Annotated in this window: 19 protein-coding genes; 5 read left to right on the top strand and 14 right to left on the bottom strand. The window is 60.6% G+C overall.

Annotated features, from left to right (window positions below):
• Positions 1–7: 7 nt before the first annotated feature.
• Complete coding sequence (locus tag HV782_RS17975; RefSeq protein ID WP_186744279.1) at positions 8–616, bottom strand: LysE family translocator; 609 nt, start codon at positions 614–616, stop codon at positions 8–10.
• Between the two features lie 105 nt (positions 617–721).
• On the opposite strand from HV782_RS17975, the gene HV782_RS17970 reads away from it, so the two are divergent.
• Positions 722–1,600, top strand: coding sequence for a LysR substrate-binding domain-containing protein (locus tag HV782_RS17970; protein WP_186744277.1), 879 nt, complete (start codon positions 722–724; stop codon positions 1,598–1,600).
• Between the two features lie 56 nt (positions 1,601–1,656).
• On the opposite strand, the gene HV782_RS17965 is transcribed toward HV782_RS17970, so the two are convergent.
• The 5 genes from HV782_RS17965 to HV782_RS17945 all read right to left on the bottom strand — a co-directional run bounded on the left by HV782_RS17965 (position 1,657) and on the right by HV782_RS17945 (position 7,866).
• On the bottom strand, positions 1,657–2,676 hold the full coding sequence (locus HV782_RS17965) for a branched-chain amino acid aminotransferase (RefSeq protein ID WP_123450621.1): 1,020 nt from the start codon (positions 2,674–2,676) through the stop codon (positions 1,657–1,659).
• A gap of 242 nt (positions 2,677–2,918) precedes the next feature.
• Positions 2,919–4,292, bottom strand: coding sequence for a dihydrolipoyl dehydrogenase (gene lpdA / locus HV782_RS17960; protein ID WP_186744275.1), 1,374 nt, complete (start codon positions 4,290–4,292; stop codon positions 2,919–2,921).
• Positions 4,293–4,295: 3 nt separating this feature from the next.
• Positions 4,296–5,570 (bottom strand): dihydrolipoamide acetyltransferase family protein, encoded by a 1,275-nt coding sequence (locus tag HV782_RS17955; protein WP_186744273.1) that lies wholly within the window; start codon positions 5,568–5,570, stop codon positions 4,296–4,298.
• Positions 5,571–6,629: an alpha-ketoacid dehydrogenase subunit beta gene (locus HV782_RS17950; protein WP_186744271.1), complete on the bottom strand. Its 1,059-nt coding sequence runs from the start codon at positions 6,627–6,629 to the stop codon at positions 5,571–5,573.
• Position 6,630: 1 nt separating this feature from the next.
• Positions 6,631–7,866 (bottom strand): 3-methyl-2-oxobutanoate dehydrogenase (2-methylpropanoyl-transferring) subunit alpha, encoded by a 1,236-nt coding sequence (locus HV782_RS17945; protein ID WP_003224001.1) that lies wholly within the window; start codon positions 7,864–7,866, stop codon positions 6,631–6,633.
• A 185-nt stretch (positions 7,867–8,051) separates the two neighbouring features.
• Here HV782_RS17945 and bkdR point away from each other — a divergent pair, with 185 nt between their 5' ends.
• Entirely contained in the window at positions 8,052–8,540 is a 489-nt protein-coding gene (bkdR, locus tag HV782_RS17940; protein ID WP_007915088.1) for a Bkd operon transcriptional regulator BkdR, read from the top strand.
• Between the two features lie 3 nt (positions 8,541–8,543).
• Here the strand turns inward: bkdR and HV782_RS17935 are convergent, their stop codons facing one another.
• On the bottom strand, positions 8,544–9,401 hold the full coding sequence (locus tag HV782_RS17935; protein ID WP_186744269.1) for a tyrosinase family protein: 858 nt from the start codon (positions 9,399–9,401) through the stop codon (positions 8,544–8,546).
• A gap of 125 nt (positions 9,402–9,526) precedes the next feature.
• Positions 9,527–10,390: an MBL fold metallo-hydrolase gene (locus HV782_RS17930; RefSeq protein ID WP_128616401.1), complete on the bottom strand. Its 864-nt coding sequence runs from the start codon at positions 10,388–10,390 to the stop codon at positions 9,527–9,529.
• Between the two features lie 91 nt (positions 10,391–10,481).
• On the opposite strand from HV782_RS17930, the gene HV782_RS17925 reads away from it, so the two are divergent.
• From HV782_RS17925 to HV782_RS17915, 3 genes are all read left to right on the top strand, one after another.
• On the top strand, positions 10,482–10,823 hold the full coding sequence (locus HV782_RS17925; RefSeq protein WP_123462618.1) for an ArsR/SmtB family transcription factor: 342 nt from the start codon (positions 10,482–10,484) through the stop codon (positions 10,821–10,823).
• Positions 10,824–10,990: 167 nt separating this feature from the next.
• A complete protein-coding gene (locus HV782_RS17920) occupies positions 10,991–12,235 on the top strand; it encodes an NAD(P)/FAD-dependent oxidoreductase (protein ID WP_186744267.1) in 1,245 nt (414 codons plus the stop codon).
• 9 nt (positions 12,236–12,244) lie between these two features.
• Positions 12,245–13,045, top strand: coding sequence for a sulfite exporter TauE/SafE family protein (locus HV782_RS17915; RefSeq protein WP_128616403.1), 801 nt, complete (start codon positions 12,245–12,247; stop codon positions 13,043–13,045).
• A 48-nt stretch (positions 13,046–13,093) separates the two neighbouring features.
• On the opposite strand, the gene HV782_RS17910 is transcribed toward HV782_RS17915, so the two are convergent.
• The 6 genes from HV782_RS17910 to HV782_RS17885 form a co-directional block, all read right to left on the bottom strand.
• Positions 13,094–14,374 (bottom strand): TRAP transporter large permease, encoded by a 1,281-nt coding sequence (locus tag HV782_RS17910; protein WP_123462624.1) that lies wholly within the window; start codon positions 14,372–14,374, stop codon positions 13,094–13,096.
• Positions 14,374–14,901, bottom strand: a complete 528-nt coding sequence (locus HV782_RS17905; RefSeq protein ID WP_186744265.1) for a TRAP transporter small permease — start codon at positions 14,899–14,901, stop codon at positions 14,374–14,376. The genes HV782_RS17910 and HV782_RS17905 overlap by 1 nt, the downstream gene beginning before the upstream one ends.
• Before the next feature lie 79 nt (positions 14,902–14,980).
• Positions 14,981–15,952, bottom strand: coding sequence for a TRAP transporter substrate-binding protein (locus tag HV782_RS17900; protein WP_186744263.1), 972 nt, complete (start codon positions 15,950–15,952; stop codon positions 14,981–14,983).
• Between the two features lie 64 nt (positions 15,953–16,016).
• The gene (locus tag HV782_RS17895; RefSeq protein WP_186744450.1) at positions 16,017–16,910 is read right to left on the bottom strand and encodes an SMP-30/gluconolactonase/LRE family protein; all 894 of its coding nucleotides are present in this window, start codon (positions 16,908–16,910) and stop codon (positions 16,017–16,019) included.
• Positions 16,911–16,940: 30 nt separating this feature from the next.
• Positions 16,941–17,765 (bottom strand): NAD-dependent epimerase/dehydratase family protein, encoded by an 825-nt coding sequence (locus tag HV782_RS17890; RefSeq protein ID WP_186744261.1) that lies wholly within the window; start codon positions 17,763–17,765, stop codon positions 16,941–16,943.
• Between the two features lie 408 nt (positions 17,766–18,173).
• Positions 18,174–19,469 carry an OprD family porin gene (locus HV782_RS17885; RefSeq protein WP_186744259.1) on the bottom strand — a complete coding sequence of 432 codons (1,296 nt, stop codon included), beginning with the start codon at positions 19,467–19,469 and terminating at the stop codon, positions 18,174–18,176.
• Positions 19,470–19,792: the final 323 nt, after the last annotated feature.

The following is a 19,792-nucleotide window of genomic DNA, read 5'->3' as shown; positions in this document are numbered from 1 at the left end:
AGGTTGTTCAGCGGGTTGCCGAAGCCATCAACAGACCAAAACCGGCAAAGGTCACCCCCGAGACTTTCGCCGCCAGCCAAGAGCCTTTCGGGCTCGACAACCAGCCTTTGGCCGCATTGGCGAGCAGGGCATAGCTGCCGTGCACCAGAATCACCAGCGTTGCGTACGAGGCCACCAGTTTGAAGAACTGCGGGTAAAAAGCCTGTTCAGTGTCAATGAACTGCGGGAACACGGCCAAAAAGAAGAAGATCGCTTTCGGATTGAGAAACTGCAGGGACGCGGCTTCGAGAAAGCGGTAGCCCGGACGAGAAGGGCGAACCTGCTGCAGGGCACGGAAACGATCTGAACGCCAACTCTTGAAGCCCAAGTACAACAGATAGGCGGCCCCGGCATATTTCAGCACGGTAAACGCCTCGGCCGAGGCGCTGAGGATCAAGCCGACGCTGGTGGCGCTGAGGGCCGCCACCACGAAAGCGCCCGAGGCGATTCCCAGTATGCCGGGCACTGCGCCGGTCCAGCCCAGGCGCACGGCGTTGGACAGGGTCAGCACCACGCCCGGGCCGGGGCTCAAAATAGTCAGGGTGGCGAACAGTACAAAGAGTCCGTAGCTGTGCATGATGTTGCTCCGTCGAATCGCGTGTCTGCATGTGGGCAGATTGGCGTGGCGACAAGGCGCTGACAAACGCTTTAAATGCAGTGCATATGTGACTAAATTAGACCCATGAAAAATTCACTTCCCCCGCTCAACGCAGTTCGCGCTTTCGCTGTTGCTGCTCGTCATCAGAGTTTCAGCCTGGCGGCCGAAGAGCTGCATGTCAGCCATAGTGCAGTCAGCCGTCACGTCAAACTGCTTGAAGAGCACTTGGGCGTTTTACTGTTTGAACGGCGTGTTCGGCAATCGCTGCTGACGCCGGCGGGTGAGCATTTCTATCAGCAAGTCAGTACCGGCCTGGCACAGATAGCCGACGCCGCTGCCGAGTTGAAGCGGCAGGCAGCGCGGCCGACGATCAGGATCAATGTCCGGCCGTCCTTCGCCCTGTTATGGCTGACGCCTCGTTTGACAGACTTCTCGACGCAGCATCCGCACATCGACACCCAGGTTGTCACACAGACTCAGTCGCCGGATCCGGTCCGCGACGATTTCGACATTGTCATCCGCCGGGGCCGTGACGATTGGGCGCCGTCGCTCGAGGCGCAAGCGTTGTTCGAGGATGAATTGGTCATGGTCGCGGCGCCGGCATTGATTGAGCGACTGCCGCTGACAAATCTCGCCGGTCTCAGTGCGCACACCTTGCTGACCGTCAGGGCGCGGCGAGAAGACTGGCACCACTGGGCCATGCATTTCGGCCAGAGCCAGAGCAGCAGCCAAGTGATCCGCCAGTTTGATTACATGCACCGGGTGCTGGAAGCGGCCGTTGCGGGCGAGGGCATCGCACTGTGTCCGACCACTTTGCTCGGCACGCATTTGTCGAGTGGTCGCCTGATCTGCCCGTTGCCGGAGCTGCGCATGCCGCTGCCACGCTATTACTACGGTGTTGCCCCGCAAGCGTCGGCGCACACCAAGGTGTTCATTGAGTGGATACAACAACAGCGCCCATGAAAAAGCCCCCCATCGATTACTCGATGGGGGGCTTTTGTGCATCAGCAGCCGTCAGATCAAACCTTGACGATCCAGCCCGCTGGCGCTTCGATGTCGCCGGTCTGCACGCCAGTCAGCTCTTTGTAGAGCTTCTGGGTGACCGGGCCGACTTCGGTTTCGCTGTGGAACACGTGCAGGTGGTCGTTGTAGCTGATACCGCCGATCGGGGTGATCACGGCGGCTGTGCCGCAAGCGCCGGCTTCCTTGAAGTCCGACAGTTTGTCGATCAGCACATCACCTTCTACCACTTCCAGGCCCAGACGGGTCTTGGCCAGTTCGATCAGCGACAGGCGGGTGATGCCTGGCAGAACCGACGGCGAGTTCGGGGTAATGAACTTGTTGTCGTGGGTGATCCCGAAGAAGTTGGCCGAACCGACTTCCTCGATCTTCTTGTGGGTCAGCGGATCCAGGTAGATGGCGTCGGCGAAGTGCGCCTTCTTGGCCTGGGAACCCGGCATCAGGCTGGCGGCGTAGTTGCCACCGACCTTGGCCGCACCGGTGCCTTGCGGGGCGGCGCGGTCGAAGCTGGAGATCTGGAAGTTGTGCGGGGTCAGGCCGCCCTTGAAGTAGGCGCCAACCGGGATCGCGAACACCGAGAAGATGAACTCCGGGGCGGTACGCACGCCGATGTTGTCACCCACGCCGATCACGAACGGACGCAGGTACAGCGCGCCGCCGGTGCCGTAAGGCGGGATGAAGCGCTCGTTGGCACGAACCACTTGCTTGCACGCTTCGATGAACTGCTCGGTGGACACGTGCGGCATCAGCAGGCGGGCGCAGCTGCGTTGCATGCGCGCGGCGTTCTGATCCGGGCGGAACAGGTTGATCGAGCCGTCCTTGCAACGATAGGCCTTCAGGCCTTCGAAGCACTGCTGGCCATAGTGAAGGGCCGTCGAGCCTTCGCTGATGTGCAGCACGTTGTCTTCGGTCAGGGTGCCTTTGTCCCACTCGCCATCGCGAAAGTACGACAGATAGCGTTTGTCGGTCTTGATGTAGTCAAAACCCAGCTTGTCCCAATTGATGCTTTCGTTACCCATGACACCCTCTATCACTGAACAACCGCCGAAACGGTTCAAGGCTTCTGACGTTTTTTGGATGGGCACAACAATACTTCATTCTTGAGCGGTTTCGCAGCCCGGACTATCGGATGGCACACAGATAAATCGTGTTGCCCTCAGGAATTCGCGAGCAAGCTCGCTCCCACAGGGGAATGCATTCCAAATGTGGGAGCGAGCTTGCTCGCGAAGGGGCCATCACTGCCACCCTCCATTTGACGGATTTACAGGTGTAGCGCATGCCCCAAAGCACGCAACGCCGCTTCCTGCACCGCTTCACCCAAGGTCGGGTGCGCATGGATGGTGCCGCCAATGTCTTCCAGCCGCGCACCCATTTCCAGGCTTTGTGCAAACGCGGTCGACAACTCGGAAACCCCGACGCCCACTGCCTGCCAGCCGACAATCACATGATTGTCGCGACGGGCGACCACCCGCACGAAGCCGCTTTTCGATTCCAGGGTCATCGCCCGGCCATTGGCGGCGAACGGGAAGCTCGACACGATGCAGTCCAGTCCGGCGGCCTTGGCCTCGTCCGGGGTCTGGCCGACCACCACCAGTTCCGGGTCGGTGAAGCACACGGCGGCGATCGCGGTCGGGTTGAATTCGCGGTGTTTACCGCTGATCAGCTCGGCGACCATTTCGCCTTGGGCCATGGCCCGGTGCGCGAGCATCGGCTCGCCGCTCAGGTCGCCGATGGCGTAGACGTTGCGCATGCTGGTCTGGCAACGGCTGTCGATCTTGATCGCCGAGCCATTCATGTCCAGGTTCAGCGCTTCGAGGTTCCAGCCCTGCGTATTCGGTTTGCGGCCGACGGCCACCAGCACCTGATCGGTTTGCAGATTCAGGGTGTCGCCGTTCGGGTCACGCACCTGCAAGGTCCCGTCGAACCCCAGCACGCTGTGCTTGAGATAGAGCTTCACGCCCAGTTGCTTCAGGGCTTCGTGTACTGGTTGTGTCAGCTCGGCATCGTAGGCCGGCAGGATACGATCCTGTGCCTCGACCACACTGACCTCGGCGCCAAGCTTGCGGTAAGCAATGCCCAGCTCCAGACCGATGTAACCGCCGCCAACCACCACCAGCCGCTTTGGCACAGACGTCGGCGCCAGTGCTTCGGTGGAGGAGATGATCGGCCCGCCAATCGGCAGGATCGGCAGGTTGACGCTGGTCGAACCGGTGGCGAGTACCAGGTGTTCGCACTGGATTCGGGTGTCGCCGACTTCGACCGTTTTGCCGTCAATGACCTTGGCCCAGCCGTTGATGACCTGAACCTTGTGCTTTTTCAGCAGTGCGGCGACGCCGGTGGTCAGGCGATCGACGATACCGTCCTTCCACTCAACGCTTTTAGTGATATCGAGGGTCGGCGCCGAAACGCTGATGCCCAGCGCCGAATGCTGGCTGTGATGCTGCGTCTGGTGAAACTGCTCGGCCACATGAATCAGCGCTTTTGACGGGATGCAGCCGATGTTCAGGCACGTGCCGCCCAGCGATTGGCCTTCGACCAGAATCGTCGCAATCCCTAGTTGCCCGGCGCGAATCGCCGTGACGTAACCGCCAGGACCGCCGCCAATAATCAGCAGCGTGGTGTTCAGAGTTTGCATGCCTTACTCCACAAACAAAGTGGCGGGTTGTTCGAGCAAGCCACGGATGGCCTGGATGAAGAGCGCCGCGTCCATGCCGTCGACCACGCGGTGATCGAAGGAACTGGAGAGGTTCATCATCTTGCGGATCACCACCTGGCCTTTGACGACCATTGGCCGTTCGACAATTTTGTTCACGCCGACGATTGCCACTTCCGGCAGGTTCAGCACCGGGGTGCTGACGATGCCGCCCAGCGCACCGAGGCTGGTCAGGGTGATGGTCGAGCCGGACAGTTCGTCGCGGCTGGCCTTGCCATTGCGGGCAGCATTCGCCAGGCGCGAGATTTCCGCAGCGCTGTCCCACAGGCTGCGGGCTTCGGCGTGACGCACCACCGGCACCATCAGGCCAACGTCACTTTGCGTGGCGACGCCGACGTGTACCGCGCCGAGGCGAGTGATGACCTGGGCTTCGTCGTCGTACCGGGCGTTCATCTGCGGGAAGTCGCGCAAGGCAACGACCAGCGCACGCACGAGGAACGGCAGCAAGGTCAACTTGCCACGGCTGGCACCGTGTTTTTCATTCAGATGCGCGCGCAGCTCTTCAATCGCGGTGACGTCGATTTCCTCGACGTAACTGAAGTGCGCGGCGCGCTGGGTGGCGTCCTGCATGCGTTGGGCGATCTTGCGACGCATGCCGATCACTGGAATCTGTTCTTCATCGTGACGCTGGGCGTAAGCGGCGGCTGCCGGCGCCGAAGCGTTCGACTGACCTTGCGCCAGATAGGCCTCGAGGTCCTCGTGCAGCACGCGACCAGCCGGGCCGGTGCCGCGTACCAGGCGCAATTGAATGCCCAGATCCAGCGCATGTTTGCGCACGGCCGGGGAGGCCAGTGGACGTTCATCGGCTTCACGGGCAACCATCGGGCCCTGGCAAACGGCAGCCGGACGCGGTGCAGCAGCGGCGACCGGTTTGCTTTCGACCGTCGCTTCAGCTTTCAGCGCAATCGGCGCCTCTTTGACAGGCGCGGGTGCGGCGGACTCCTTCAAGTTGCCGGCACCTTCCACCTCGATGCTGATCAGCACACTGCCGACCGCCATCACTTCACCCGGCTGACCGCCGAGAGCAATCACCTTGCCGTGCACCGGCGATGGAATATCGACCATGGCCTTGTCGGTCATCACGTCCGCCAGCACCTGGTCTTCAACCACCAGATCGCCAACCTTGACGTGCCACTGCGACAGTTCGACTTCTGCGATGCCTTCGCCGATGTCCGGCATCTTGATAACGTGCGTGCCCATTCAGACCTCCATGACCCGTTTCAGAGCTGCGCCCACACGGGACGGCCCAGGGAAATACGCCCACTCTTGCGCGTGCGGGTAGGGGGTGTCCCAACCGGTGACGCGTTCGATCGGCGCTTCCAGGTGATGGAAGCAATGCTCTTGCACCAGCGCGACCAGTTCGGCGCCGAACCCGCAAGTGCGGGTGGCTTCGTGCACCACTACGCAACGGCCGGTTTTCTTCACCGACTTGACGATGGTTTCCTGGTCCAGCGGCCACAGGCTGCGCAGGTCGATGACTTCGGCATCAACGCCGGATTCTTCGGCCGCGACTTGCGAGACGTAGACGGTGGTGCCGTAGGTCAACACGGTCACGTCCTTGCCCGGACGGGTGATCGCGGCGACGTCCAGCGGCACGGTGTAGTAACCGTCCGGCACCTGGGCTTGCGGGTGTTTCGACCATGGGGTTACCGGGCGGTCGTGGTGGCCATCGAACGGGCCGTTGTACAGGCGTTTTGGCTCAAGAAAGATCACCGGGTCATCGTTTTCGATGGAGGCGATCAGCAGACCCTTGGCGTCGTACGGGTTGGACGGCATCACGGTGCGCAGACCACAGACCTGAGTGAACATCGCCTCGATGCTCTGGCTGTGGGTCTGGCCGCCGTAGATGCCGCCGCCGCATGGCATGCGCAGGGTCATTGGTGCGGTGAACTCACCGGCCGAGCGATAACGCAGGCGCGCCGCTTCGGAAATGATCTGGTCGGAGGCCGGGTAAACGTAGTCGGCGAACTGAATCTCGGCGACCGGACGCAGACCGTAAGCGCCCATGCCCACGGCAACGCCGACGATGCCGCTCTCTGAGATTGGTGCGTCGAACACCCTCGAGGTGCCGTACTTGGTCTGCAGGCCTTCGGTGCAACGGAACACGCCGCCGAAATAGCCGACGTCCTGACCGAACACCACCACGTTGTCGTCACGCTCAAGCATCACATCCATGGCCGAGCGCAGGGCCTGGATCATGGTCATGGTGGTCGTGGTCATGGCGGTTTCCAGCTGAATATTGTTGTTGTGATCGTTCATGTCAGATCCCCAACTGCTGACGCTGGCGCTTCAAGTGCTCCGGCATCTCTTTGTAGACGTCTTCGAACATGGTCGCGGCGCTTGGAATCTGGCCGCCGGCGAGGGTGCCGTACTGCTCGGCCTGTTTCTGCGCGGCAATCACTTCGGCTTCGAGCTCGGCACTGACGGCGGCGTGTTCTTCTTCCGACCAGTGGCCGACCTTGATCAGGTGCTGCTTCAGGCGGGCAATCGGGTCGCCCAGCGGGAAGTGGCTCCAGTCGTCGGCAGGACGGTATTTGGAAGGATCGTCGGAGGTCGAGTGCGGGCCGGCACGGTAGGTGACCCATTCGATCATGGTCGGCCCGAGGTTGCGCCGGGCGCGTTCAGCGGCCCAGGCAGATGCTGCATACACGGCGTAGAAGTCGTTGCCATCCACGCGCAGCGAAGCGATGCCGCAACCGACGCCGCGTCCGGCGAAGGTAGTGGCTTCACCACCGGCGATGGCCTGGAAGGTCGAGATCGCCCATTGATTGTTGACCACGTTGAGGATCACTGGCGCACGGTAAACGTGGGCGAAGGTGAGGGCGGTGTGGAAGTCCGATTCGGCGGTGGCGCCGTCACCGATCCACGCCGAGGCGATTTTCGTGTCGCCCTTGATCGCCGAGGCCATGCCCCAGCCGACAGCCTGAATGAACTGGGTGGCGAGGTTGCCGGAAATGGTGAAGAAACCGGCGTCCTTGACCGAGTACATGATCGGCAACTGGCGACCCTTGAGCGGATCGCGCTCGTTGGACAGCAGTTGGCAGATCAGGTCGACCAACGGCACTTCGCGGGCCATCAGGATGCTTTGCTGGCGGTAGGTCGGGAAGCACATGTCGTCGATGTTCAAGGCCAGGGCCTGAGCGCTGCCAATGGCTTCTTCGCCAAGGCTCTGCATGTAGAACGACATTTTTTTTTGGCGCTGGGCAACCACCATGCGGTTGTCGTAGATCCGCGTCTTGAGCATGGCGCGCATGCCCTTGCGCAGGATCTCGACCGGCACGTTTTCAGCCCAGGGGCCGAGGGCGTTGCCCTGGTCGTCGAGCACGCGGATCAGGCCACGCGCCAGGTCGGCGGTGTCGGCGGGTTCGACGTCGATGGATGGTTTGCGCACCGTACCGGCATCGGTCAGATGCAGGTAGGAAAAGTCGGTTTTGCAGCCTGGGCGGCCCGAAGGTTCAGGGACGTGCAGACGCAGCGGTTCATACGCTTGGGTCATGGCTTCTACGCTCGATCTTGTGAATTTCTTGTAGTGAGCTGGCAATCATTCTTGGGTGAAAGAAATCTTGTCCTACAACAATCATAGGCCCGGGCCAGAAGAATATTTCTCTCTGTTTCGTTGCGCTGGAGACGATTTGCAGATAGAAATTCTGCATAAACATAAAAAACAGGTGGTTTTGTCTCATGCGCAAACTGGACCGTACCGACATCGGCATTCTCAACAGCCTTCAAGAGAACGCGCGCATCACCAACGCCGACCTCGCACGCTCGGTGAATCTGTCGCCGACACCGTGCTTTAACCGGGTCAAGGCGATGGAAGAATTAGGGCTGATTCGCGAGCAGGTGACGCTGCTGGACGCCGACCTGCTGGGACTGCATGTCAACGTGTTCATCCACGTCAGCCTCGAGAAGCAGGTGGAGGAGGCGTTGCAGCATTTTGAAGAAGCGATTTCCGATCGCCCGGAGGTGATGGAGTGCTATTTGATGGCGGGTGACCCGGATTATCTGATCCGCGTGCTGGTGCCGACCATTCAGTCGCTGGAGCGTTTCATGATGGACTTTCTGACCAAGGTGCCGGGGGTGGCGAATATTCGCTCGAGTTTTGCGCTCAAGCAGGTGCGCTACAAGACTGCATTGCCCTTGCCGGCAAACGGCCTGACGCTAGGTAACTGAAAGTCAGATGTAGTCATACCGGTAATCGAGCTCTGCGGTATAGAGGGTTTGTCGGACGGTAAAGGTTTGCGCCCAGGGCGCCCGTTCATTGGCAGGATGAAAGATCAGGACGGTTTCGTTCGTGTCTGCCGAGCCAGCTCTATTGGTAAAGCCTGGAGTTCCAGCATGCTGATGTTTCCAGCGTTCCCACAGCAAGTCGAGGTAGCAGTGGTGCAGGAAGAATATCGGATCGTTGGGTGAGGAGGCTTGTGCCATGCTGCCGCCAATCCAGGCATGTACCGGATTGTGCAAAAGGCTTTCCGAGACGTTTTCCCAGCCGCTTTCATCCATCCAGTAAGGCGTTCTGTTCAGGGTCGAAATAACATCCAGCGGGGTGGGCAGTGCGCCGCTTGCCCCCAGATTTCGACGAATGCCGGTGTTGCCAGTGCCCTCGTCCCAGACCCTGACATCGAATTGTGAGTGCTCCCTGGAAAACGGACCGCTGGTGACACGCTGATCTTGCAGGTTGTCACCGTTTGAGCCCATGAAATCCGACGTGAAGGGGTTGTCTGCTCCGGTCAGTTGCCAGTTCCAGTAGGGCAGGGTAATGGTCGGATCATTGGTGGCGGACTGCAGGGCCAGTTCGAACTGGCGAATCAGAATTCGATGCCACGGATAGAACAAAGGGCTGCGATGCGGATTGGGTATCAGCGGATTGGCGCCGCCCATCGAGTTTTTGTGGATCTGCACAAAGTCATCGTAGCGATTTTGCTGTCCGGGGCGCAGGACGCTGTCGACGTTGTTTTTCAGTACCAGGATCGCATCGACGAACGCAGCTTTCTGTTGCGGTGTCATGTCGCGGTGATTACGGCGAATATCCATATTGCGAAAACTCCATTGAATGTTTGCCCGATGGAGTCTGATCGCTGAGAGGATTTTCACCAGTTCATCACTATCGCCAGCGTTCGTAGGAAAAATAATCTGGTGATGGTTCGAGCGACTTTTTCCTATAGAGAGTTGAGCGGAATCTTCAGGTACACCACGCCGTTTTCCTCTGCCGGTGGCAGATTCCCCGCCCGCACATTGACCTGAATCGCCGGCAGCAGCAGCGTCGGCATGCCCAGTCCGGCATCGCGTTTGGTGCGCATCTCGACGAACGCCGCCTCGTCGATTCCGTCATGCACATGAATATTGCTTTTGCGCTGCTCGCCGACAGTGGTCTGGCACTGCGCGGCGCGGCCTTCGGGTGGGTAGTCGTGGCAGACGTAGAGTTTGACGCTGGCGGGGAAGGCCAGCAGCTTGTGGATCGAGTTGTACAGTTGATGCGCGTTGCCGCCGGGGAAGTCGCAGCGGGCGGTGCCGACGTCGGGCATGAACAGCGTGTCGCCGACCAGAATCTGTTCGCCGTCGATCAGGTAAGCCATGTCCGCCGGGGTGTGGCCGGGGACGTGCAGGGCGGTGGCCTTGAGGTTGCCAATGCGGAATGACTCGTTCGGCGCAAACAGGTGATCGAACTGCGAGCCATCGACGCAGAACTCCGGCTCCAGGTTGAACAGCGCCTTGAACACGTTCTGCACTTTGCTGATTGATTCGCCAATGGCGATTTTTCCGCCCAGTTCCCGGCGCAGGTAAGGCGCTGCGGACAGGTGATCGGCGTGGGCATGGGTTTCCAGCAGCCACTGCACCTGCAGGCTGTGCGCGTGAACGAAGGCGATGATTTTGTCGGCCTGGGCGGTGCAGGTACGGCCGGCGGCGCCGTCATAATCAAGCACCGGGTCGACGATTGCGCACTGTCCGCCATCGGCTTCGTAGACCACGTAGCTGTAGGTCGAAGAGGCGGGGTCGAGGAAAGCTTCAATCTGCGCGGGCATGGACACCAACCTGAACAAGGAAAATGGGTTGCAACACTTTATCTAAAAACATAATGTTCACAGCTTAAGTGACGTTGAAGGCATCGTGCAAATGCAATCCAGTCTGACCGAATGTGAAGTCGCCCAATTGCGCGCCTCGGCCTCCAAGGCCTGCGCGCTGCTCAAGGCCCTGGCCAATGAGGATCGCTTGTTGATCCTGTGCCAATTGACCCAGGGCGAACGCAATGTCGGCGAACTGGAAAAAATGACCGGCGTGCGCCAACCGACGCTGTCCCAGCAACTGGGCATCCTGCGTGATGAAGGGCTGGTGGCGACTCGCCGTGAAGGCAAATACATTTTTTATGGCCTGGCCAGTCCTGAAGTGATTCAGGTGATGAAGACCCTGTCCGGGTTGTATTGCGGCGCGGTGCTGAAAAGCCTCGGTCACCCATAAATGCTTGCCAGCACACTACCCCTGCAAGAGTGAGCCTGCTCGCGAAAGCGGTGGGGCAGCCAGCATCTTCTGTGACTGTCACGCCGTTATCGCGAGCAGGCTCACTCCTGCAATGGATTTGTGGGATGGCCGGAAAAAACCTTGCGTGCAGCAATAAGGAACAAGCAATGAACGATCAACACTGGGGCCCATCCATCAGTGCAGACATCGTGGTGATCGGCGGCGGTACGGCGGGCATCGGCTTCGTCGCCAGCCTGCTCAAGCGCGATCCACATTTGAACGTCACGGTGATCGAGCCGAGTGCCCAGCACTACTATCAACCGGCGTGGACGCTGGTTGGCGGTGGCGCCTACGACGTCAAAGACACCGCCAGGCCGATGAGCAAGGTGATGCCCCGTCAGGCCACCTGGATTCAAGCAGCGGTGACCGCTGTCGATCCTGACAAGCGCCAGCTGACCCTCAACGATCAACGCACCGTCAGCTATCAGAACCTGATTGTCTGCCCCGGCCTGCGCCTGGCCTGGGACAAGATCGAAGGCTTGCAGGAAAGCCTCGGCCAGCACGGCGTCACGTCCAACTACAGCTATCAGCATGCGCAATACACCTGGGATCAGGTGCAGAAACTGCGCGACGGTAAAGCGCTGTTCACGCAACCGGCAATGCCGATCAAATGCGCCGGTGCACCGCAGAAAGCGCTATACCTGTCCTGTGATCACTGGCTCAAAAGCGGATTGCTGAACAACATCAAGGTCGAGTTCAACCTGGCTGGCGCCGCGCTGTTTGGCGTGGCGACATTCGTGCCGCCACTGATGAAGTACATCGAAAAATACAACGCGCAACTGGCGTTCAACTCGAACCTGGTCAAGGTCGACGGCCCGGCGAAAACCGCGTGGTTCGAGACCAAGGACGCCGACGGTAACGTCACCCGTGAGGCGAAGACCTTCGACCTGCTGCACGTCGTTCCACCACAGGTGTCGCCGGATTTCATCGCGCAAAGTCCATTGGCCGATGCCGCTGGCTGGTGCGAGGTCAATCCGCACAGCCTGCAACATCCGCGTTATCCGCACGTGTTCGCGCTGGGTGATATCTGCGGCACCAGCAATGCGAAAACCGCGGCGGCGGTGCGCAAGCAAATCGTGGTGGTGGCGCAGAACCTGCTGGCCTTGCGCAAGGGCCAACCGCTGCCGCTGAAATACGACGGCTACGGTTCCTGCCCGCTGACGGTGGAGAAGGGCAAGGTGATCCTCGCCGAGTTTGGCTACGGCGGAAAACTGCTGCCGACCTTTCCCCTCGATGCGACCGTACCGCGCCGTTCGGCCTGGTGGCTCAAGGCGACGCTGCTGCCGTGGTTCTACTGGAACGGCATGCTCAAGGGCCGTGAATGGCTGACCGCCGTGTCCAACGTCGACTGAGAGGCCTCTATGTTGCTGGCTAGTCTGTTTGGCGTGGTGATGGGGTTGGTGCTCGGGCTGACCGGCGCGGGCGGCGGGATTCTCGCGGTGCCGGCGCTGGTGCTCGGGCTCGGCTGGACGATGACTCAGGCTGCGCCTGTGGCCTTGTTTGCGGTGGGCAGTGCCGCGGCGGTCGGTGCCGTCGACGGTTTGCGCCATGGTCTGGTGCGTTATCGTGCGGCGTTGCTGATTGCGGCGCTGGGCGCGGTATTTTCGCCGCTGGGCATCTACTTCGCGCATCAGTTGCCGGAGCAGATCCTGATGATGCTGTTCAGTCTGCTGATGGTCATGGTGGCCTGGCGTATGTTGCGCCGCGAGCGCGCGCAAGCAGGCCCAAGTGACCACGGTCACGCCAGTTGGGGCCAGAAGAACTGCATGCTCAACGAGCAGACCGGGCGCTTCGACTGGACCGCCAAATGCACCGCGACGTTGGCGGCGTTGGGCGCGATTACCGGCGTGGTGTCCGGGTTGCTCGGCGTTGGCGGCGGTTTCCTGATCGTGCCGGCGTTCAAGCAACTGACCGATGTGCAGATGCGCGGCATCGTCGCCACGTCGTTGATGGTGATCAGCCTAATCTCGGCGATTGGCGTGATCGGGGCGTTTCACGCCGGTGTGCGGATAGATGCTCAGGGTGCGGCGTTCATCGTCGCCAGCATCGTCGGCATGATCATCGGTCGCAAGCTCTGCGCACGGGTGCCGGCGCGAGCGTTGCAGGTGGGGTTTGCCAGTGTGTGTCTGGTGGTGGCGGCCTACATGGTATGGCGGGCCTGAAGCAACACCTGTGGCGAGGGAGCGGGCTCCCTCGTCGCAGCGTCGGGGTTACAACACCAGATGCGGTAACCACAGCGAAATCGCCGGAATGTAGGTCACCAGCATCAATACCAGAAACAGCACGGCGTAGAACGGCAGCAGCGCCTTCACGGTGCTTTCGATACTGACCTTGCCCACCGCCGAGCCGACAAACAGCACCGCGCCCACCGGTGGCGTGATCAGCCCGATCCCCAGGTTGACCAACATGATCATGCCGAACTGCACCGGATCGACACCGATGCCGAGAATCACCGGCATCAGAATCGGCGTGAGGATCAGGATCAGCGGCGCCATGTCCATCACCGTGCCGAGCAACAGCAGCATGACGTTGATGCACATCAGAATCACGTAGCGGTTGTCCGACAGGGTCAGGAACAGCGTGGTGATCTTCGCCGGGATCTGCATCAGGGTCATGATGTAGCCGAAGCTCGCCGCGAAGCCGATCAGGATCATCACGATCGAAATCGTGCGCACCGTGCGGTGCATCAGTTTCGGCAGTTCGCTCCATTTATAGTCGCGATAGATGAACATGGTCACGAAGAACGCCCAGAGCACGGCGATGGCCGCCGACTCGGTGGCGGTGAAGATCCCGGACAGAATGCCGCCCAGAATGATCACCATCGCCATCATGCCCCATAGCGCTTCGCCGCAGATCTTCAAGGCCTCGCGCAGCGGGATGACGTCGCCCTTCGGGTAGTCGCGTTTTTTCGCGAAGATCAGGCACAGCACCATCAGGCATGCGCTCATCAACAGGCCCGGGACCACGCCGGCCATGAACAGCGAGGCGATGGACACGGTGCCACCGGCCGCCAGCGAATAAAGCACCGAGTTATGGCTTGGTGGCGTCAACAGCGCCTGCACCGACCCGCTGACCGTCACCGCCGTGGAGAACTCGCGCGGATAACCCTTGCGCTCCATTTCTGGAATCAGCACCGAGCCCACCGATGCCGTGTCGGCCACCGACGATCCCGAGATCGCACCGAAGAAGGTCGAGGCCATGATGTTGACCAGCGACAGACCACCACGCACGAACCCCACCAACACCCCGGCAAACGCCACCAGCCGCCGCGACATGCCGCCCTCGGCCATGATCGCCCCGGCCAGCACGAAGAACGGAATCGCCAGCAAGGAAAATTTATTGACCCCGCCGGCCACCTGAATCATCAAGGCCTGGAACGGGATGTCGATCCACCACGCGCCGATCAGCGCCGACAACCCGAGGGCGTAGGCGACCGGCATGCCGATCAGGATCAACACGATAAAACTGCCTAACAGAATCAATGCGTCCATCAGGCAGCCCCTTCGTTTTCTTCAACCAGGTCGAACCGCACCACGCGGCGATTGCTTTGGTCATCGAACAGCAGTTTTTCCACGACAAAGATCAGCGTCAGCGCGCCGCCGATCGGGATCGGCATGTAGGTGATGCCCACGCGCAAGGTTGGCAGGGCGCTCATGAACTGGTTCCAGGTCGAGGCGCACAGCTTGGCGCCCCAGATGGTCATGAACAGGCAGATGGTGCCCATCAATAACTGCGAGATGACGCTCATCGTTCTGCGCAGGTTGGGTGGTAAACGGTCGGTGACCATGGCGACGGCCATGTGCGCACCGGCGCGATAACTGGCAGCGGCGCCGATGAAGGTGAAAACCATCATCAGCAGGATCGCGGTGGGTTCCGGCCAGCTCGAACCGGTGCCGAGGGCGTAACGGGCGAATACGCCCCAGGGAATGATCAGGGCGATGGCCAGGACCGACAGGCCCGCGACCCAGATGCAGGTCATGTACAGCTTATCGTTGAGGCGCAGCAGCGAATTCTTCATCGGGATCCACCGTAACCGGGCAGCCGCGAGCGTCAGTGGACGCCAGCGCTGCCGGGCCTTTCATTGAGGGCTGGGAGGGTTACTGCACCGCTTCGATACGCTTGATCAGGTCGGCGTAAGGCGCGCCGTATTTCTCGCGAACCGGGGCAGTGGCCTCGTAGAAGGGTTTCTTGTCGACGGTGATGAACTCGACGCCGGCGGCCTTGAGTTTTTCTTCGCTGCTGGCGGACTTCGCGTCCCACAGTGCGCGCTCTTCAAGCTGGGCCGCCTTGGCGGCTTTCTTCACCAGTGTTTGCTGTTCAGGGGTGAGTTTGTCCCAAGTGATTTTCGACATCACGATCGGCTCCGGCAGGATCAGGTGGCCGGTGAGGCTGTAGAACTTGGCGTTCTGGAAGTGATTGTGCTCGAGCAGGGTTGGCGGGTTGTTTTCCGCGCCGTCGATCACGCCGGTCTGCAGGGCGCTGAAGATTTCCCCGGTGTCCATCGCAATGCCGTTGCCGCCCATGGCATTGATGGTTTCGATGAACATCGGGTTGCCTTGCACGCGGATCTTCATGCCCTTGAGGTCTTCGAGTTTGCGCACCGGTTTCTTGGTGTAGAGGTTGCGCGTGCCGCCGTCCATCCAGGCCAGCGCGACCAGACCGAATTCCGATTGGGTGATCTTGTCGAGGATCGCATCGCCGACGTCGCCGTCGATCACCGCACGCATGTGCGCCTGGTCGCGGAAGATGAACGGCATGTTGAACACGTTCACATCCGGCACCACCGGGCCGACGATGCCGAGGCTGACGCGGGTCATCTGGATTGCGCCGACCTGGGCCTGTTCGATGACTTCCTTTTCCGAACCGAGCACGCCGCCCGGGAAATACTTGAAGGTGAGGTCGCCGTTGGTTTCCTTGGTCAGGGTTTTGCCCATGCTTTCTTCCGCGACCACGGTCGGGTAACCGGCGGGGTGAATGTCGGCGAATTTGATTTCCAGCGCCTGCGCGGCGCTGGCGAGAGTAAAGGCAAACGGTAAAGCGACGGCGAGCAAGGTGCGTTTGAAGTACATGGGGGTGAGTCTCCAGTCTTGTTATTGTTGTGTTCAAGGCGCAGCGGTGCAGCAGAGGCGGGTGTTACAGCACATCGTCGAATATCGGCTCCGGCAGGCCCTTGACGTTGGGGTTAAGGGCGAACACGCCGCCGGCCAGGGATTGCGGATCGTGGTCATCGCCGGGACGAATCGAGGTCACGAACAAGGTGTCCATACGGCTGCCGCCGAAGGCGCACATGGTCGGTTTTTTCACCGGTACGGCCAGCGAGAAATCGAGTCGACCGTCCGGCGCGAAGCGGTGAATGAGGCCGGCGTCGTTGGCACAGATCCAGTAGAAACCCTCGGCATCCACAGCAGCCCCGTCGGGGCGTCCGGGGAAATGATTCATGTCGATGAATACACGGCGATTCGACGGCGTGCCGCTGTCGGTGTCGTAATCGAAGGCCCAGATCAATTGCACGGCGGGGTGCGAATCAGACACATACATCGTCTTGCCGTCGGGGCTGAAACCGAGGCCGTTGGGCACGATAAAACCGTCCAGCTGCGCCTCGATCACGCCCGACTGCCCGGTGCCGTAGCGGTACAACCGGCCTTCGGGCAAGTTCAGACCCATGTCCAGCACCATACTGCCGGCCCAGAAGCGGCCCTGACGATCGCAGCGGCCGTCGTTGAGGCGCATGTCATTGCGGCTGTGTGCAACGCTGGCGAGCCGTTCGCTGTCGAGACTGCCGTCGCTGTGCGGGTGCAGATGAAAGAAACCGCTCTCCATGCCAGCGACCCAGCCACCCCGGCGGTGGCGAGCGATGCAGGCGAGCATTTCCGGGGTTTTCCACGCATGGACGTGGCCGGTGTCGGCGCTCCAGCGTTGCAGCCCGCCGTTGGGGATGTCCACCCAGTACAGGGCGTTGTCCTGCGGCACCCAGACCGGGCTTTCACCCACGGCATTGCGGGCATCGACGATCAATTCGACTTGCATATTCATTCCCTTGTGTCGTGGTCAGCGTGATCAGTCACCGAACGGACCCGCCGCGACAAACGCGCCGCCCTGATAGATGCGTGCCGGGTCATCGGCCGCTGGCATCGGTTGTGCCTCGACCTGTTCGCGGAACACTTCAGAGGTGTCTTTCGGCGTGAACCCGAGGTGGCTGGCCAGGCGGTTGTCCCACCACAGGTCCTTGTTGTCGGACATGCCGTAAACCACGGTGTGGCCGACGTTCGCCGTGTACAACGAGTGTTCGAGCAGTTGCGTGAGGTCGTCGAAGCTCAGCCAGGTGTGCATCATCCGGCGGTTTTGCGGCTCGGGAAACGAGGAGCCGATGCGGATGCTGACGGTCTCGATGCCGTAGCGATCGAAGTAGAAACTGGCCATGTCTTCGCCGTAGGACTTGGACAAACCGTAGTAACCATCGGGACGGCGCGCTGAGCTGGCGTCGAGTTTTTCGTCCTGCTTGTAGAAACCGATGACGTGGTTGGAGCTGGCGAAGATCACGCGCTTCACGCCGTGCCGGCGCGCCGCTTCGTAGATATGGAAGACGCCGCAGATGTTGGCCCCGAGGATTTCTTCGAACGGCCGCTCCACCGAGACGCCGCCGAAGTGCAGGATCGCATCCACGCCTTCGACCAGTTGGTGCACGGCGTTTTTGTCGGCGAGGTCGCAGAGCACGATTTCTTCGCGATCATCGGTGGCCGGGGCGAGGGCGGCGATGTCGGACAGGCGCAACACCTTGGCATAGGGGCGCAGGCGTTCACGCAGGACCTTGCCGAGGCCACCGGCAGCGCCGGTCAGCAGCAGGCGATTGAAAGGGGCGCGGGGTGCAGAAGTAGACGTCATGGCAATCCCTTACATGTTTTGTTTTTAAGTTTGTTGTAGGTTGTCGTATGACTGCGCTGAAGTATCGGTAGGGTTTCCGGAACTTGTCAACGCGACTTTTGGTGTAAATGACGGAAGGCCCAAAACACTTTTCGATCACCACAATGCCCACTTGGCAACGCAATCCCTTGCAGGAGCGAGCCTGCTCGCGAAAGCGGTGTGTCAATCAACATCCATGGTGAATCTGCCGCCGCTATCGCTGGCAAGCCAGCGCCCACAGGATTTTGTGGTGAATGCGCTAATTGAAAACAACGCTGATACCTGTGGGAGCTGGCTTGCCAGCGATGAGGCCGGTCCAGGCACTCTTGCTTCGACTGACAAGGCGCCTTTGCGAGCAGGTTCGCTCCCGCAGGGTAAAAAGAGATCTGCTTACAACAACGAAATCGGATAGCTGATAAAGACCCGGTTCTCGTCGAACTCGTTGGTGCTGAAGTCCCGGCGGATCGTCGCGTTGCGCCATTTCACGTTGAGGTTTTTCAACGGGCCGCTTTGCACCGTGTAGGCCAGCTCCGACTCGCGGCCCCATTCCTTGCCGTCGGTCACGGTGCCGGTGTGCACGTTGTCGCCGCTGATGTAGCGGTTCATCAGGGTCAGGCCCGGGATGCCGAGGGCGACGAAGTTGTAGTCGTGGCGCAGTTGCCAGGAGCGTTCCCTGGCGTTGTCATAACTGGCGTTGTAACTGTCGTTGGCCAGGGTGCCGCCGCTGGTGCCGTTGACCCGCATCCAGGCATCGTCACCTGAGAGTTTCTGCAGACCGACATAGAAGGTGTTGCCGCCGTATTTGGCTGAGAGCAGGGCGAAGGCGGTCTTGTTGTCGAGGTCGCCGGCGCGGGCACTGCCGTCTTCCTTGCCAGTGAAAAAGCCGAGGTTGGCACCCAGTGTCCAGTCGCCCAGCGGCTGGCTGTGGCTGACGTTGAAGTACTGCTGCTGGTAGATGTCGCTGAGTTCGGCGTACCACACGCCGACCAGGGTGCGTTTGTCGTTGAAGGTGTATTCGCCGCCGCCAAAGTTGAAGCGATCGGAAGTGAACGCGCCGCGGCCGTTCATTGACATGTCTTCCATGCTTGCGTCATTGCGTGGGCTGTTGCCGCGAAACTGACCGCCGTAGACGGACAGGCCGTTGATCTCGGTGGAGGTGATCTGGCCGCCGCGAAAGGTCTGCGGCAGTGAGCGTCCGTCGTCCGAACGCAGGATCGGCAACACCGGCATCCATTCGCCGACCTTCAGCTCGGTCTTCGACACCTTGGCCTTCAGCGCCACACCGAGCCGGCCGAAATTGTCGGCCGGGCGCCCGTCATCGTGGATCGGCAGCAGTTGCGTACCGCCGGTGCCTTTACCGCCGTCGAGCTTCTGTGAATACAGCCCCAGCACGTCGAGACCGAAACCGACAGTGCCTTGGGTGAAGCCGGATCTGGCGTCGAGGATGAAGTTCTGCGTCCACTCTTCAGCTTTGCCCTGCGGGTAGGCCGGGTTGACGAAGTTGCGATTGAAGTAGGCGTTGCGCAGGTTCAGCGTGGCCTTGCTGTCGTCGATAAAGCCTTCGGCACCGGCGCTCATCGGCAGGGCGAAAGCGAGGCTGCTGCAGCCGATCAGGCTCAAGGTCGTGCGTGGGCGAGGGGCGGAAAAGCGCGAAGGGCGGACGGAATTGCAGACGAGTGTGCTCACTGTGACGCTCCCTGTTTCGGTTGTTGTTTTTATTATTTGTTATACGTCGTCGTACAACATGGTTGCAGATATTTCCTACGTTTTCGGGGAATGTCAACAGCAAGTTATACGATGACTTGCTGGCGCCTGAATGTTCAATTCGCCCCCCAACCCTGTGGGAGCTGGCTTGCCAGCGATTGCGCAGTGTCATTCAACAAGGATGCTGGATATGCCGGCCTCATCGGTGGCAAGCCAGCTCCCACAGGGTTTGGTGGATGACAGGGGATGAGTGTGTTGCCGGTCAATTTGCGGCAAACTTCACCCACGTTTCGCACAAGGCCTTT

The organism is Pseudomonas monsensis (assembly GCF_014268495.2).
Classification (GTDB): domain Bacteria; phylum Pseudomonadota; class Gammaproteobacteria; order Pseudomonadales; family Pseudomonadaceae; genus Aquipseudomonas; species Aquipseudomonas monsensis.
The sequence above is the reverse complement of the archived record's forward strand: the minus strand, read 5'-3'. Positions and strand labels throughout refer to the sequence as shown.